The organism is Advenella incenata, from assembly GCF_004217095.1.
Taxonomy (GTDB): domain Bacteria; phylum Pseudomonadota; class Gammaproteobacteria; order Burkholderiales; family Burkholderiaceae_B; genus Advenella; species Advenella incenata.
This window is the reverse complement of record NZ_SHKO01000001.1, coordinates 1,439,468-1,454,390: the sequence shown is the minus strand read 5'-3', so window position 1 is coordinate 1,454,390 and position 14,923 is coordinate 1,439,468. Positions and strand designations below refer to the sequence as shown.

The 14,923-nt window shown below is 54.8% G+C and carries 12 protein-coding genes and 1 tRNA gene; 2 read left to right on the top strand and 11 right to left on the bottom strand.

From position 1 onward, the window contains the following. Positions 1-25: 25 nt before the first annotated feature. Genes EV681_RS06635 through EV681_RS06625 form a run of 3 tightly spaced genes read right to left on the bottom strand, consistent with a single transcriptional unit; the run spans position 26 to position 6,038 of the window. Positions 26-3,559, bottom strand: a complete 3,534-nt coding sequence (locus EV681_RS06635; RefSeq protein WP_130303568.1) for an error-prone DNA polymerase — start codon at positions 3,557-3,559, stop codon at positions 26-28. 12 nt (positions 3,560-3,571) lie between these two features. Next, a complete protein-coding gene (locus EV681_RS06630) occupies positions 3,572-5,020 on the bottom strand; it encodes a Y-family DNA polymerase (protein WP_130303567.1) in 1,449 nt (482 codons plus the stop codon). Next, positions 4,962-6,038: a hypothetical protein gene (locus EV681_RS06625; RefSeq protein WP_242612158.1), complete on the bottom strand. Its 1,077-nt coding sequence runs from the start codon at positions 6,036-6,038 to the stop codon at positions 4,962-4,964. Before EV681_RS06625 ends, EV681_RS06630 begins: the two co-directional genes overlap by 59 nt. Before the next feature lie 155 nt (positions 6,039-6,193). Here EV681_RS06625 and EV681_RS06620 point away from each other — a divergent pair, with 155 nt between their 5' ends. Then, entirely contained in the window at positions 6,194-6,493 is a 300-nt protein-coding gene (locus EV681_RS06620; RefSeq protein ID WP_128395274.1) for a PepSY domain-containing protein, read from the top strand. A gap of 251 nt (positions 6,494-6,744) precedes the next feature. Here the strand turns inward: EV681_RS06620 and EV681_RS06615 are convergent, their stop codons facing one another. From EV681_RS06615 to EV681_RS06590, 6 genes are all read right to left on the bottom strand, one after another. Continuing rightward, on the bottom strand, positions 6,745-7,608 hold the full coding sequence (locus tag EV681_RS06615) for a transglutaminase-like domain-containing protein (RefSeq protein WP_130303566.1): 864 nt from the start codon (positions 7,606-7,608) through the stop codon (positions 6,745-6,747). 161 nt (positions 7,609-7,769) lie between these two features. Beyond that, complete coding sequence (locus tag EV681_RS06610) at positions 7,770-8,519, bottom strand: ABC transporter substrate-binding protein (RefSeq protein ID WP_130303565.1); 750 nt, start codon at positions 8,517-8,519, stop codon at positions 7,770-7,772. Positions 8,520-8,544: 25 nt separating this feature from the next. Next, positions 8,545-9,315, bottom strand: coding sequence for an MBL fold metallo-hydrolase (locus EV681_RS06605; RefSeq protein WP_130303564.1), 771 nt, complete (start codon positions 9,313-9,315; stop codon positions 8,545-8,547). Positions 9,316-9,318: 3 nt separating this feature from the next. Continuing rightward, on the bottom strand, positions 9,319-10,290 hold the full coding sequence (locus tag EV681_RS06600) for a Bug family tripartite tricarboxylate transporter substrate binding protein (RefSeq protein ID WP_130303563.1): 972 nt from the start codon (positions 10,288-10,290) through the stop codon (positions 9,319-9,321). Between the two features lie 28 nt (positions 10,291-10,318). Next, the gene (locus tag EV681_RS06595) at positions 10,319-11,374 is read right to left on the bottom strand and encodes an Ldh family oxidoreductase (protein ID WP_130303562.1); all 1,056 of its coding nucleotides are present in this window, start codon (positions 11,372-11,374) and stop codon (positions 10,319-10,321) included. 27 nt (positions 11,375-11,401) lie between these two features. Next, positions 11,402-12,391, bottom strand: a complete 990-nt coding sequence (locus EV681_RS06590; protein WP_130303561.1) for a Bug family tripartite tricarboxylate transporter substrate binding protein — start codon at positions 12,389-12,391, stop codon at positions 11,402-11,404. A 113-nt stretch (positions 12,392-12,504) separates the two neighbouring features. On the opposite strand from EV681_RS06590, the gene EV681_RS06585 reads away from it, so the two are divergent. Then, positions 12,505-13,398, top strand: a complete 894-nt coding sequence (locus EV681_RS06585; RefSeq protein ID WP_130303560.1) for a LysR family transcriptional regulator — start codon at positions 12,505-12,507, stop codon at positions 13,396-13,398. Between the two features lie 161 nt (positions 13,399-13,559). Here the strand turns inward: EV681_RS06585 and EV681_RS06580 are convergent. Next, a tRNA-OTHER gene (locus EV681_RS06580) sits at positions 13,560-13,636 on the bottom strand. A 312-nt stretch (positions 13,637-13,948) separates the two neighbouring features. Continuing rightward, positions 13,949-14,860: a LysR family transcriptional regulator gene (locus EV681_RS06575; protein ID WP_242612157.1), complete on the bottom strand. Its 912-nt coding sequence runs from the start codon at positions 14,858-14,860 to the stop codon at positions 13,949-13,951. Positions 14,861-14,923: the final 63 nt, after the last annotated feature.

The window sequence follows — 14,923 nt, the reverse complement described above, 5'->3', positions numbered from 1 at the left end:
CCAACCGCCGGAGCAACGAACCTGCTTAATGGAAATTGCGGCTGCGCGTCTGCAATTGACCCAACAAATGCGTCAGATTGACCAACCGCTCCACAATCACATGTTGTACGCCATTGGCTGACTGCCAGCGTCCGTAGGCGCCCATCAGACGGGAAGTGAGCAGTTCCTTGCGCTGGCGTTCTACCAGCGCCGGTCGCACCAGCAAATTGATCTGCCCATATTCATCTTCCAGCGTCACAAAAACGACTCCCTTGGCTGTACCAGGACGCTGCCTGACCGTGACAATACCGGCCGCACGCACCAGGCGCCGATCGGGTTGTTCCTGCAAGACCGCAGAAGAGGAAAACCGCAACTTGCTCAATGTGTCACGCAATAATTCCAGGGGATGACGCCCCAGCGTCAGGCCCAGCGAATCATAATCGGCCACCATCGATTGCCCTTCCGTGAGTAACGTCAATTGCGGACTCACCGTTTCATACACTGGCGCTTCCCGCAGAATATCTTTATCGGGCACACTGACAACCGCATCCCACAAAGCAGCCCTGCGGTGACCGGCGAGGCTCTCCAGCGCATTGCCAGCAGCCAGCGCATTCAGGTCATGCCGGCTCAGGTCAGCGCGTCGCGCCAGATCCGCAACAGACTCAAAGGGAGCCTGGGCACGCGCCCTTACGATCCGCTGCGCCGCCGCCTCTTGCATTCCCTTAAGCTGATTCAACCCAAGTCTGACCGCCGGCTTGGGTTTGGACTGGGGCTGGCTGGAAAGACAATCAGAAACGTATTCTGTGTGTTCTGTGTGTTCTGTGTGCCCTATCGCCGGTTCAGCAGTAGCGGTATCTGCAGACTGGGCAGCGTCAAACGCCAGCGTTGCTTCCCAGTTACTGACCTGTACATCGACAGGCAGTATCTCTACCTCGTGCCGTTTGGCATCCTGGATCAGCGTTGAAGCACTGTAAAACCCCATGGGCAGGCTGTTGAGCAGCGCGGCCAGAAAAGCCTGAGGTTCATGACGCTTGAGCCAACTGCTGGCATAAGCCAGCAGTGCAAAGCTGGCGGCATGGCTTTCTGGAAAACCGTACTCGCCAAACCCCTGGATCTGGCGGAAAATCTGCTCGGCAAACTCTCTTTTATAGCCATTGGCTAACATGCCATCTATAATTTTGTTATAGAATTTTTCCAACCCGCCCTTGCGTTTCCAGGCAGCCATGGAGCGCCGCAAGGCATCGGCTTCCCCACCGGTAAAGCCGGCCGCCTTCATGGCAATTTGCATCACCTGCTCCTGAAAAATCGGTACACCCAGCGTACGTTCCAGTGCTGACTTGACCGCTTCGCTTGGATAGCTAATCTCTTCGAGCCCCTGGCGTCGCCGCAGATAAGGATGCACCATTCCTCCCTGTATCGGACCGGGACGAATAATGGAAACCTCTATGACCAGATCGTAATAACAACGCGGCCGCAAGCGCGGCAGCATAGTCATTTGCGCGCGCGATTCAATCTGAAATACACCGATAGTATCGGCTTTGCAGATCATGTCGTAAGTATCGGAATCTTCCAGGGGGATGTCCTGCATTCGAAAAAATGGCCTGCCGTATCGCAATGCCACAAACTGCAGCGCCCGGCGAATAACACTGAGCATACCCAGCGCCAGCACATCAACCTTCAGAATACCCAAGGCATCCAGATCATCCTTGTCCCACTGCACCACGCTACGATTTTCCATGGCGGCATTCTCAATGGGAACCAGTCGGCAAAGCGGACCGTGAGACATGACAAAGCCGCCTGGATGCTGCGAAAGATGCCGCGGAAAGCCCATGATTTTTTCTGCCAGATAAACCCATTGCATGGCAACAGACGAGGTTGGGTCCAGGCCGCTTTCCTGCATGCGCGCCATCAGATTGGAACGGCCATCCCAGTAGTGATAGGAACGCGCCACTGCTTCAATAATGATGGGATCGACGCCTAACGCCTTGCCCGTGTCGCGCAATACGCTCTTGACCCTATAAGTGATCACCACAGCAGTCAACGCGGCTCGATCCCGACCATATTTTTTATAAATATACTGGATGACTTCTTCGCGACGCTGATGTTCGAAATCGACGTCGATATCGGGAGGCTCATTGCGCTCCTTGCTGATAAAACGCTCGAACAGATTATTTCCCAGCACAGGATTGACTTCGGTAATACCCAAACAATAGCAAACAGCGCTATTGGCCGCCGATCCTCTGCCCTGGCACAAAATGCCCTGGGCGCGGGCAAATTTCACAATGTCGTAGACCGTCAGGAAATAGGCTTCGTATTCCAGTTCAGCAATGAGCTGCAACTCATATTCCAGCTGGCGTGTGACGCTGTCAGGTATTGCATCCCTGAAGCGCTGCTGTGCCCCCGCATAGGTTTGCTGGCGCAGATAATCTGTCGGACTCAGGTTTTCAGGACAGATGCCGCCAGGGTATTCATATTTGAGCTCTTTCAGATTGAACTGACACTGAAGCATCACCTCAAGAGTTTGCTCCAGGGCAGCGGGCGGATAGAGATTGGCCAATGTCACCAGCTGACGCAAATGGCGCTCGGCATTGGCCGCAAGCGCAAAGCCGCACTCCTGCACACTTTTGCCTAGTCGGATCGCAGCCAGTGTGTCATGCACGGGTTTGCGTGAGCGCACATGCATCTGCACCTGTCCGGCTGCCACCAACGGCACCCCGGTGGCCTCTGAGACCGCCATGAGCCTGCTCCTGTGAGCCGCATCCTGACCCTGGTGCAACAACGTGAGCGCCAGCCAGCAACGCCCGGAAAATGCCTGTGCAATCCATTTGGCCTGGGCCAGCATCTGCTCATAGGATGAGCCATACTCTGGCACCAGTAGCCCCAGGCACTCAGGCAGGTTCTGCAAATGGGCCAGAGAAGGATCGGCAGGACTGGTAATGTCGCTGGTCGTCAAATAATAATTGCCTTTGGTGGCACGCCGTCGCCCCAGGGTGATGAATTCGCACAGGTTGCCATAGCCCTGACGGGTTTGAGCAAGCACGACCAGTTTCAGGTCGGGTGAATGTTCATCTGTATGCAGAGAAAAAACAGAACCCACAATCAGTTTCAACGGCAGACGTAATGGCGTTTCGGTGGAGGGTACTGTCGATAGTGCCGAGCCCGAGCCTGCTGATGCTGATGCTGATGGCGAGCCAGTGGGAGCAATAGATGAATGCGATGAAGCGGACGATGGTGTCTGCGACAGTTGCGATAACCACACTGGCGAAGACGCAAGTGATGGCACGGCCTGCGCCGGGTCGGCTTGCCCCAGCGCGTAGCCGGCCTTTCCCAATGCGATTTTTTTTCTGCGCTCCGCTTCGTCCAGCATGGGCTTGTTCAGCCTTTCTACTTCCGCGTGGGCACGCACCACGCCTGCCACGGAACATTCGTCTGTTATGGCCAACGCCATATAATTGAGCTCGAACGCCTGCTGCACCAGCTCCTCAGGATGAGACGCGCCCTGCAGAAAACTGTAATTGCTCTGGCAATACAGTTCGGCATAGCGGGGCAGCGCGTATGAAGAAATAGAAGGTGTTGTCATGACCTTGTCCGGTTACCCGAAAACCCCGTGCAGAAACCAGCGCCATTGACCATAGCGTTCACGAAACAGCCAGTAACGTACGCCAGTATTGTCTTGCGCAACAAAATAATCTCTTAGCGCCCACCCTTCCCACCAGCCATCTTCGATTCTTTCCGGACCCTGCAAAATATGCAATGGCGACCCATACCAGGGACGATGCTTGCGCACAGACAGGAGCAGCGGTTTTTCCAGCAACCAACAAGGCCGCACCACGCCTTCGACAACAGGCCCTGCGACGCCAGCCGTGTTTGCCGGCCCCCACCGGTTTGCAACCTCGGGGCGATGATCGGCGATCGGCGCAGGCGCCAATACCCGATCATGTCCCAGCCTGGCCAGAATGATTTCAAGGACCCGTTGACGATCCTGAGGCGTTCCCCCTCGCTCAGGAAACAGATCGTCGGCAACCGGCGTCGTCTCCTGCACTCTGGCAGCTTCAAGGGTCACGGCAATAATGGGCGCAACCAGTTTCAGATGATGCAGGTGTTCCTGCAACAAGCGCATCAGGTGGGCCGGCTCCCGGGTGGGGGCAGCGGTAGCCAGCTCCACGCGGGATGGCTCGCGCGCATGACGACCACGCTCATGTTCAAGAAGCAGAACAAGCTGTGTGACTGCCCGCTGATGCCCCGCCAACCAGCCGCAAAGCTGCTCGATCAGCCGACCGGCCACCCTGCTAACGGCTTCTGCATATTCAATTCGTTCAACCAGTTCTATCCGCCCCTGAAACTGCAGCGGCGCGACAACCCATTTGAATATTTCAGGTGCGTTCCCGTAGGCGGCATCAAGGACCTGCAAAACCTGCCGGCTGGTGCGTCGCTGCAACCCGGCGCGCGGCAATTGTCTCATGGCCCCCAGGGTGGTGCAGCCAATGCTGCCCAGCCAGGCTTCATAAGGATGCGCAGCCGGCAACGACCCGACTGGTAAAGCGTCCAGTCGGCGGATCTGGGTGCCTGGTTTCAGACAACGGCGCAAGCGCGCACACGCGCAGGTTGCCAGCAGCCAGGCGCCACCAGCCGTTGTGCCAATCGCGCAGCTTGCACTCAGGCAGAGACCATGCAAGGAACCCTGGATACGTCGGTAAAGCCGCTGGATGCCGCCAAAAAGACTAAGACTGGCGGTGACATCCAACAACAAGGTATCCCGTTCCCCCAGCGCGAGTTCGGGTGTGTACTGCAACAGCGCCAGCGACGCCGCCTGGATTGCCGAATGGTGAATATGCTCATCATATTCGGTAAGAACGGCCTGGGGACACAAGGTATTGACGCCACTGATGCGCATGCCCGGTTGTACACCTGCCGCTCGGGCAGCAGGCGAACACACCCGGACCTGGCCATGATCAATCACAACGGCTGCGGTGTTGCGCCAGTCAGGGCAGAGTGTGTCCAGCGTGGGGTGTAGCAGATGTACGGCTATCCATGTTCGCATGGCGGGACTCGGTAAAAGCAGCAGAATAGGAATCGGCAGCGACCCCAGGATAGAGGCCCCTTCCGGATGCATCCGGATAAAGTGAGATATGGACAGGATGTTCACTGACACTGCCACGACGTTTGACAATATGCACGTGAAGCCCCCTGGGCACCGGGTGCAGCGCAAGCCGCAAGGGTGCCGGGGAAGATTGTCGGGCAGCGGACAAGTCCCGCACCAGCACGAATAGCGTGTCACCCTTTTGCGCCGACAATTGCAAGCGACGCAGGGCGCCATCGCGCAGAGCATGTTGCCATAACACCAGCGCCGCAAAGGCCCCGCTGTTCAGAATATGCTCGGCCGCCCACAGGGCATCGGCAGTGCTTTGCGGAGAGAGCCAGAGCAGGCGGGAAGGGGCTACCCCCCAATGCGCCCACGCACAGATCTGCGGCGCATATGGTGGCTGAAGAAGCACGATGGGCCGTTGCTCGGGGCTGGCGCTTTCCTGGCCCGCAGCCGTTGAAGTATGAGGCAACTGACACACCCGGTGTCCACAAAAAACGGGCTTGAACAACTGGATCTCCCCAATACCGGCGCGAGGCGTCATGACCTCGATCAGGTTGCCCAGTGGCCAGCCGCCACCGGGCAATTGGGCCGATATTTCAGGATAGCCGGTATTGGCGTAAAGGCCTGGGGAACGGGCAATTTGCGACGCTCGCCACAGCGAGGGATGAATGCGCTCCGGCGCAGTCAGGATAGAAGGCGCATCAGCACTCTGCCCGCCCCGTTGCGCCGGCATTTCTTTGGATGGCGCCCCTGAACAAGACGTTTCTGAGAATAACACCCTGGAAGCGGGCGAGCCGGCCAGGGAATCTGAGCGCCCGGATCGTTGTGAAGCATTCACAACGCCTTTGGGCACGCTTTCGGAGATGCTTTCGGAGACGCTTTCGGAGACGCTTTCCGGCAGATTGCCAAAGAGAGAGCCCGACGCCGTTTCAACGAGTATTCTGGAGGGTGTTTGCGCTGTGTTTTTCATCATGGCAATTCCTTTAAGTACTGTATAAGTATACAGTACTTTTAAATCACCACATCTTCGGAAAACCGAGGTATCTGAATCAAGACGGTCTACACAAGCGTGCAGATGCATTACACTTATCGTGCTGTACTTTTTCCCTTTACTCTCAGGAATGACTTATGAAAATTACCTCTTCCCTGCTTTTTTCACTGTTTATCATCGTGCCTGGCATGGCCGCTGCACAATCGAATCACCAGCAGGAAGCCCAGGCCATCAATGAGGCGAAAGTGACGCTTGCGCAGGCAGTGCAAACGGCCGAATCAGAAACCGGCGCCAAAGCGGTCGAGGTGGATTTTGATCGGGAAAACAATGTCTGGTCGTATGAAGTGACAACTCTGAAGCCCGGCACCAAATATGAACTGCTCATAGATGCCAATACAGGCAAGGTCATCTCCCGCAAGGAAGAACAAAAGCAATAACGGTCAGACAGGCGCCCGATATATTCGGGTGCCAACAGCGACCCATTACATCTGTCATTATTACAATAACAACAACACCAAGACCACCATCTGACAATTCAGATCAATTCAGATATTACATCCTGCTATCACAACTGCGATTTCGCGATTTAGATATCACAGGCGTCATTGCACTATTTTCTTTGCCCAACAAGCGCTTCCCGCCTTGCCCGCGCGCAGATCATGCCGGCAACGACGCCTGACCCAGCGCCCTAACGGCCAATAATTGCCGCCTGCTCATCGCCTGCCTTCAAATGCAAATCCGAATACGGATCCTCCTGCTCAATATTGATGCGCATGCGGATGGGTTTTATATTGCCGAAAATAGTGGCAAAGGGCGTATCCTTGGCATCGTTGCCACGCGCAATAACCACCAGACTATCGGGCGGCGCCAGCCTTGTGGGGTCAAACTTGATCCATCGCCCTCCCAGGTACGCCTCAAAAATCGCGTGGAAATCCTGAGGGGGCTCTTCAAAATATACATAGCCCACGCAAAAGCGGGCAGGTATATTCAATGCACGGCAAAACGTGATGGCCAAATGGGCAAAATCCCTGCATACGCCTTTGCGCTTTTCAAATACATCCACGGCTGAAGTAGTTGAATTTGAAAATCCCACTTCATATTGAATATTTTCCTGTATCCAGTCAATAATTGATTCGACCAGTACGATGCCGTCGCCCTGCGCACAGAAAAGAGCCTGCACCTGAGATGAGAGCTCATCCGATTGACAATAGCGGCTTGGCCGCAGGCAGGGAATGGTTTTTTTTGGCAGACGCCCGATGGGATAAATGGCGGCCTCGGACACTCGCCTGGTATTGTTGGTGACGACGTTGACCGTGTAATCGACATTGATCGTTCCTTGGTTGGCAGGAAACGAGACAAAGCGTCCGCCCACGGCATCAATATTTTTCTGAAAATGCACAGGCGCCTTGATCCCATTGCCGTCGATATAATCCACACTCAGGCACTCTTCCAGAATCAATTGGCTTTTTTTGGAAACCAGCATATTCAGAAAAAACTCACTTGCCGAAAATATTTCATATTCCAGCGAGGTTCTAATTCTTGTTACCAGCATCCCAGTACTCCATTTATGTAAATGATCCGGCGCTCTACTGCCGCCCCTGTGAATCTAACCAGCTTACATGAAAAGAGGCAACCAGCGAGCTTGCGGACGCAGACTATTGCGGATCTCTGGGAAAACACCCATATGGGGCATGTGTGCCTCATATGGGAATGCTATAGTTCAGCCTGCGGTCCTGTGTGAGGCGCCACGATTGCGCCTTTGATGCCATGCTTGTTCATAGCGTCCTGGATGAACCCACTTTTTTTCATCTCTTCTACGAATTCTGCCAGGTACCCCAGTGCACGGGACCCTCGGCTGCGTGGCACCCCCATTGCCTGACGGATAGTCATGAAGCTACCAGGGATCAGGCGCAATCCGGGATGCTTCAATGCGTCGGCTTCCAGTTGTTGACGAACGCCCGCAGCGACATCCGTATTTTCACTCAGAAACGTTTCAACTACAGTCGGGGACGTGAGCGCGCGCGTGATTTCGGCCCGCTTGAACTCACGACTAAGGAACAGGTCGTATGCGCTGCCCTTTCCGACCGTAACGCGGACACCCTGTTGGTCAACCGCCTCCAGCGAGTCAATAACTGATTCTTCTCTCACGAGATAGGCGCCCTCAATGTGAATATAGGCAGCGGTGAAGGCGATTTCCGCTGCACGCATAGGATCAATGGCAAAAAAACCGATATCCGCTTTCTCACCGGATACAGTTTCAACAGAGCGGCCAGCGCTCTCCAGCACGACGAGGTCGAGGGGAACGCCCAGCCGGTCGGCAAACGCATGAGCCAGGTCAACAGATATTCCGGTGGCATTGCCTTGATGATCGCATCCGGCAAGAATGGGATTTCCAAGATTAATAGAAGCTCGCAACCGACCAGTAGGTGTGAATGCAGCGATAATAGCAGAGTCAGTTTTCATAGGATGGCAAATAATTGATGATGATTCAGACATTGTAACGGGCAGAATGTCCGCCGCAACACAGGTTAATGCGGGTGGGTTCAAGCGTGTCGCCAAACCACGCGTTGATGGCAGCAAGTCTCTCTCCCATATAAAAAGGTTCACCGGATTCGTGCAGCCTCATGCCCAGATCATGGCCTGGAACCAGCAAGGTATCGGGAACTCGTTTCCAGATATCCCATATCCGTTTCAGGGTATCTGCGCTGGCCTGTACATCGCAGGTATCATTGACACTGCCGGATAGAAGTTCCGCCCGGTTCTTGGCGGCATCCCCGGTAAAAAGAATGGCCTGATCCGGTAGGTCAACATAGAACAGCAGATGACCCGGTGTATGTCCCGGTGATGCAATGGCTGTTATACCGGGCAAAAAAGTGTCTCCGTCCTGAACACGCCGGACGTTGGGCGAATGTGTCAGTTCACGCACGTACAGTTCCGGCAGAGGGTTGAATCCCGGCGGCTGCGCAGATGCCCAGGACAATTCCTTTGCGCCAATCCATACCGTCGCATTCGGAAACAGAACGAAATTGACCGCATGATCATAATGCGCATGTGTCAAAACCACATCCGTGATTTCCTCCGGTGATACGCCGCGACTTTTCAGTTGCTGCTCCAGAAAATGACGGACGCCGAAAGCCCCTACATCCACCAATATTTTGTGTTGTTCACTGCGCAGCAGGGTTGTTGTACTCCAACCCAGGCCACCGTTGCAAACGGAGCGCCCGGGATAGCCTTGCACCAATACGTCTACCTTGTACATGATTCACTCCGCCTTTATGTTGGCATCAATAATGAGCTTGCGATATCTATCCAAATCGGCTTTGATCTGCGCAGCGAACTCATCCGGTGTGCCTGCGATGATTTCGTTGCCACCCTCTTTCCCCAGGCGCTGAATGACGTCGGACTGGCCAGACGCATACACAACAGCTTCATGCAATTTTGCAATGATGTCGGGTGGAGTACCGGCAGGCGCCAGCAAGCCTTGAAATTGCGTAATGTCAAAACCCTCGTAGCCGAGTTCCTGCATCGTCGGGATATCGGGCAGGGCCTCGGCCCGTACCGGACCGGATACCGCATAACCCCGTAATTTTCCCGACTGGATGTGAGGCGTCGCTGTCACAACCGTGTCGAACGTGAAAGTGAGCAATCCGCTCAGTATATCCGTCAGCGCTTGCGCGTTGCCCTTGTAAGGTACGTGAGTCATTTTCGTATGCGTCATGACAGACAGCAGTTCACCTGCGAAGTGCCCGCCCGCACCGATCCCGGCTGACCCGAAAGTGACCTCTTCAGGCTTTTCTTTTGCCTTGCGAATCAGGTCATCGACACTGGCAATGGGTGATTTTTCGGGGACGACCAGTACGTATTGGTAGCGTGTGATCTGGCTGATGGGAACCAGATCGACAACCGGGTCATAGGGTGTTTTTTTGTACAGAGATGGATTGACAACCAACGGGCCACTGGCCGTCAGCACCAGCGTATAGCCATCAGCTGGCGCCTTGGCGACGGCATTCGTACCGATCATGCCGTTCGCCCCCGGCTTGTTTTCCACGACAAAGCTCTTTCCAAGATGCTCGGACAATTTGTGCGCGATGAGCCGCGCGGTAATGTCAGCTGCACCACCGGCAACGTAGGGAACAATCACGCGAACGGGTTTGGCGGGGTAGTCGCTGGCAATTGCCAGCGAAGGAATCATGGTTGCCACAACCAAGGCTGCCGAGATCATCGAAATTTTCATGATTATGTCTCCTGTGATACTCAGTCAATCAGATTGCAGCAGTGGGGTTGCCGTATTGCTGCAGCAGACGCAGCACATCCGCGTCGACGGTGATGCCTTCGGACTTCTGGCGCCTCAGATTATTCAGCTCAATCTCTCCCGGCTGGATAACCGGACGTGCCTGGTCTGCAGGCGGACTGTCATGCAAAATGGTGGCAAAATCATTCATACGTTCTGTCAGCCACTGCGTTGAGCCGAGCTTGCGCGTGTCAATCAGAATAAAGAAATGCCCCAAGTTCTGTGGTTCATCGGGTGCGTCAACCCAGGATTTGACATGTGTAAGGTATGCGGCATTCGATAACAGACCCGCGAACAAATCCACCATCAGCGCCAGGCCATAGCCCTTATGCCCCCCGATAGGCAGCAGGAATCCGCCCAAGGCTTCTTTGGGGCTATGAGTTGGCTTGCCCGAGGCGTCTGTTGCCCACGTGTCAGGGATATCGCTGCCTGCCTTGAGCGCATTGCGAATTTTGGCGCGAGCGACAACGCTCATGGCCATATCAAGCAGAAAGTGATTGCCTGTCGGGTTAGGCACAGCAAAGCCGATAGGACTGTTGCCAACCCGCGCGTCTGTTCCCCCCCAGGGAGCAATCGTGGTTGTAGCATTGCTGCCGATGATACTGGCAAATCCGGCCTGCGCGGCAATCAGCCCATAGGGCGATATCGGACCAAAATGGTTGCTTTGTCGTGCCAATGCCATTCCAATACCACAATCCTGCGCGGCCTGCATGGCGGCCCGCAGTGCATGCATGCCAACCAGCGGACCGATACCGTTATCACCATCTACCAGGCGCAGACCCGCAGCCGGCTTCTGGATCGTAATATTTGCATTTGCATTAATGCCGCCCACCTGAATGCGGGACCCATAGGATTCGATCCGACTCAGGCCATGTGTGGAGAGCCCGAACAGGTCCGCCAGTACCAGAATGTTCACCACATCTGTCGCGTTTTCGGGTGCCAGCCCCAGGTTCTGAAAAGCGGCAACGCCGAGCGTGGTCAATTCATCTTGCGGGACAATAACCTTGTTATTTGTTCTGTTGTTCATACGGGTTTCCTAAAAAATAAAAGATGACTATTGGACCGAAAGCCTGGCGCTATGCACCACTTGGCGCCAGCGATGCTCTTCAGCATTGATAAAGGCTGCGAACTGCTGCGGGCCTGCGCCAGAGATCTCGCTAGCGTCATATTCCATGCGCTGGCGGACTGACGTCGATTTCAATGCCACAAGCGCGGACTTGTGCAAACGTTCGACGACGCTCCCCGGTGTTCCGGCAGGCGCCAGCAGACCGAACCATTGGGAACTTTCAAAACCTGGATAACCCTCCTGCTCAACCGTTGGAATATCAGGAAGAACGGCAAGACGTTTTCTGGAGCCCACGGCAATGATTTTTATTTTTCCAGCCTTGGCAGCCGGCAACAAGCCTGGTGTGCCTGCTGCCGCGGCATCAATAAAGCCGCCAAGAAGATCGTTCAATTGCGCTCCTGTACCTTTGTAAGGAACATGGACCACATTGATTCCAGTCGCCATCTTGAGCATTTCGAACGCAAGGTGGCCTGCACTGCCATTGCCCGCCGAGCCATAATTCATGACGCCTGGCTTGGATTTGGCAAGTGCCACGAATGACGAAAAATCCGCCGCATCAACACTATTGCCCAGTGCGAAAACCATCGGGAGCTTGGCCAGCAGTGTGATTGGAGCAAAATCCCGACGAGGATCATATGGCAACTTGGGGATCATGGACGGATTGACGGCCAATGTGCCGACATGCCCCAGAATGAGGGTATAGCCGTCAGGTTTGGCCCGAGCCACTTCCGTTGTCGCAATCATTCCCTGGGCACCACCTTTGTTCTCTACGACCACTTGCTGACCCAGATCCTTGGACATTTCTGATGCGACCGCCCTGGCGACGACGTCCGAGCTTCCTCCGGGCGCGTACGGAACCAGCAGGCGGATGGGTCGTTCAGGCCAGGTCTGCGCCTGTGCTGCGGCAACAGGCAAAAGAAACAAGGCACTGCTCAAAAGGCACATCAGGGGCTGGCTGAACGAACGGTTTTTTCTCATTGGAAGGTCTCCTCTGCGGTATCGCGTCTTATGAATTTTTCTAAGCGATATGATAGATAGAGGTTGAATTTGAAGTAAAGTGCAAAAATTCGATTGATTATTGATGAAAACGCATGAAATTTGATTTGATAGATTTACGGACATTCCTGGCAGTCGCCGATCTTGGCAGTTTTCGTGCTGCATCAGAAGCATTGCATTTGTCACAGTCCGCCCTGTCGCGTCGCATAGACAAACTTGAAGCGGCCCTGGGCGTACAGCTGCTGCTGCGTACAACACGCAAAGTCGAATTGACAACAATCGGTCGTGGCTTTGTACCCCGAGCGCGCAACGTGCTCAATGAACTTGAAAATGCGCTTGTCGGTATACAGGAGGTATCGGAGCGTCTGTCAGGACTGGTGACCATCGCCTGCGTTCCCTCGGCGGTGGCCTATTTCCTGCCAGGCGTTGTCCGCACATTTCATGAACGGTATCCCCGCATCAGTATTCGCATTATTGATGAGTCGTCGTCACAGGTTTTGACGGCAGTCGCGCGAGGCGAAGCCGACTTTGGCCTGACTTATATTGGCGTGAATGATGCAGACATTGATTTTACGCCGCTGCTTGAAGAACCTTTTGTTGCAGCAGTTCGACGAGATCACCCCCTGGCACAACAGAAGACGGTCGATTGGGCCGACCTGAGCGCATACGAATATATCAGCCTTGCCCAGGGCAGCGGAAACCGCTTTCTGATCGACCAGGCGCTGGCACATGGCGGGGTGCGGCCGCGCCATTTTTGCGAAGTCCAGCACGTGCCCGCTTTGGTGAGCATGGTGGAAGCAGGACTAGGTGTGGGCGTTGTTCCACGGTTTGCGATGCCCGGTGCGGAACACGCCTCTCTGGTGAGCTTGCGATTATGCAACCCGCAAGTGACCCGCAGCATAGGATTGATTCACAGGCGAGCCAAGCAGCTGAATCCCGTTGTCAAATTGTTCTACGATTTATTGGTGAGCAGTGCTAGCACACGTTGATCAAGCATACCCATAGTAAAGGAGGGAGATCGAATTTATCCTCATGAAATTCATGACGATCCATCCCCCCTGCATGCGCTTGAACGCATCGCGCGATAACCCGATCATGGGCAGCACTTGTCATGCACGCCAGTCGGAAAGCGCAATACCGGGGCGGGAATTGGTCCACAGGTACGGGTTCGAACCGTAAACCTCCTCGTGAAGTACTCGGATACTCTACCAGTTGAGCTACCTGTGGATTTCCTATTTTCCGGCAAACCGGTGACCGCATCAACTAAAAACGGGAGTGTAAAAATATATAACAGAAATACCCGTGGCAAGCCATCGACCCAGATGTGTCTGCGCCGCCCAGACACCAGTTCATTTGCATGCAGCCAGCCCTCAGCAGTTAACGTCAAACTCGCAGATGGCACTCGCAGTGCCGGTCCACCCGCCACCGCAGATCACTCCCACGGTTTGAACGCGGTTGGCGAGCCTTCCCTGCCGCATACCCATCGCAAGCCTGTTGACATTCTATCCTGACCAATCCATACACCTGATGCCGTGTTTGCTACGAACCGTTGAACACACCCTCTGTGCGCAGCAGGTCGGATACCCAATGCTGGAATATGCGGATACGCGCAGGCACATTGCGCCGCCGGGCATAAAGAAAAGTCAGTGGCATGGATGGCGCACGAAATTGCGGCAGCACTTCGATCAGTTCAGCAGATTCAAGCAGATCGCGCACATCAAATGCCGGAATCTGGATCAGTCCCATTCCGGCAAGCGCGGCCGCCAGATAGCCTTCCACATTATTGACCGAAATCACACTATTCATGGCGACCACATCCCGTTTGCCGTGAGCCACGTATTCCCAGGCCGGCATGGCCGTTGGAAACCGCGAGGCATAGTTCACCACCTGGTGCGTACCCAACGCGTCAGGTGTTGCGGGGGTGCCCATGCGTGCAAGATACGCTGGGCTGGCACAAGTAATAATATCGATATCACCGAGTTTTCGGCAAATCAGATCGGAGTCACTCAGTTCTCCCACCCGTATGACACAGTCAACACCCTCGGAAACAAGATCCACCATGCGATCGGTCATACTCACTTCCAGTTCAACCTCAGGGTGCATCGCGATCAGCGAAGGAAGCGCGGGGATGATGATGCGCCGGCCGATGCGGCTGGGCATATCGATTCTGAGCCGACCTGTCATTTGCTGTGAGTCCGGGTGAAACATCTGCTCGGACGCTTCGATCGCATCCACGATCTCACGCGCAGTCTTGACAAATTGTGTTCCCTCGAAGGTGGGTGTCATGCGACGCGTTGTACGACGCAAAAGCTGAACACCCAATCGATCCTCCAATTCCTGGATCAGGGTAGACACCGTCGAGCGCGGCACACGGAGCGCTTCGGCCGCACGCGTGAAATTACCGCTTTTCATCACCTGGATGAAAGCCTGCATCTGCCTGATCTTATCCATGAGTACGCTATTGTTCGTAAATATTGACGTAAGACGTCAACAATAACAGCTTTATTTGGGATT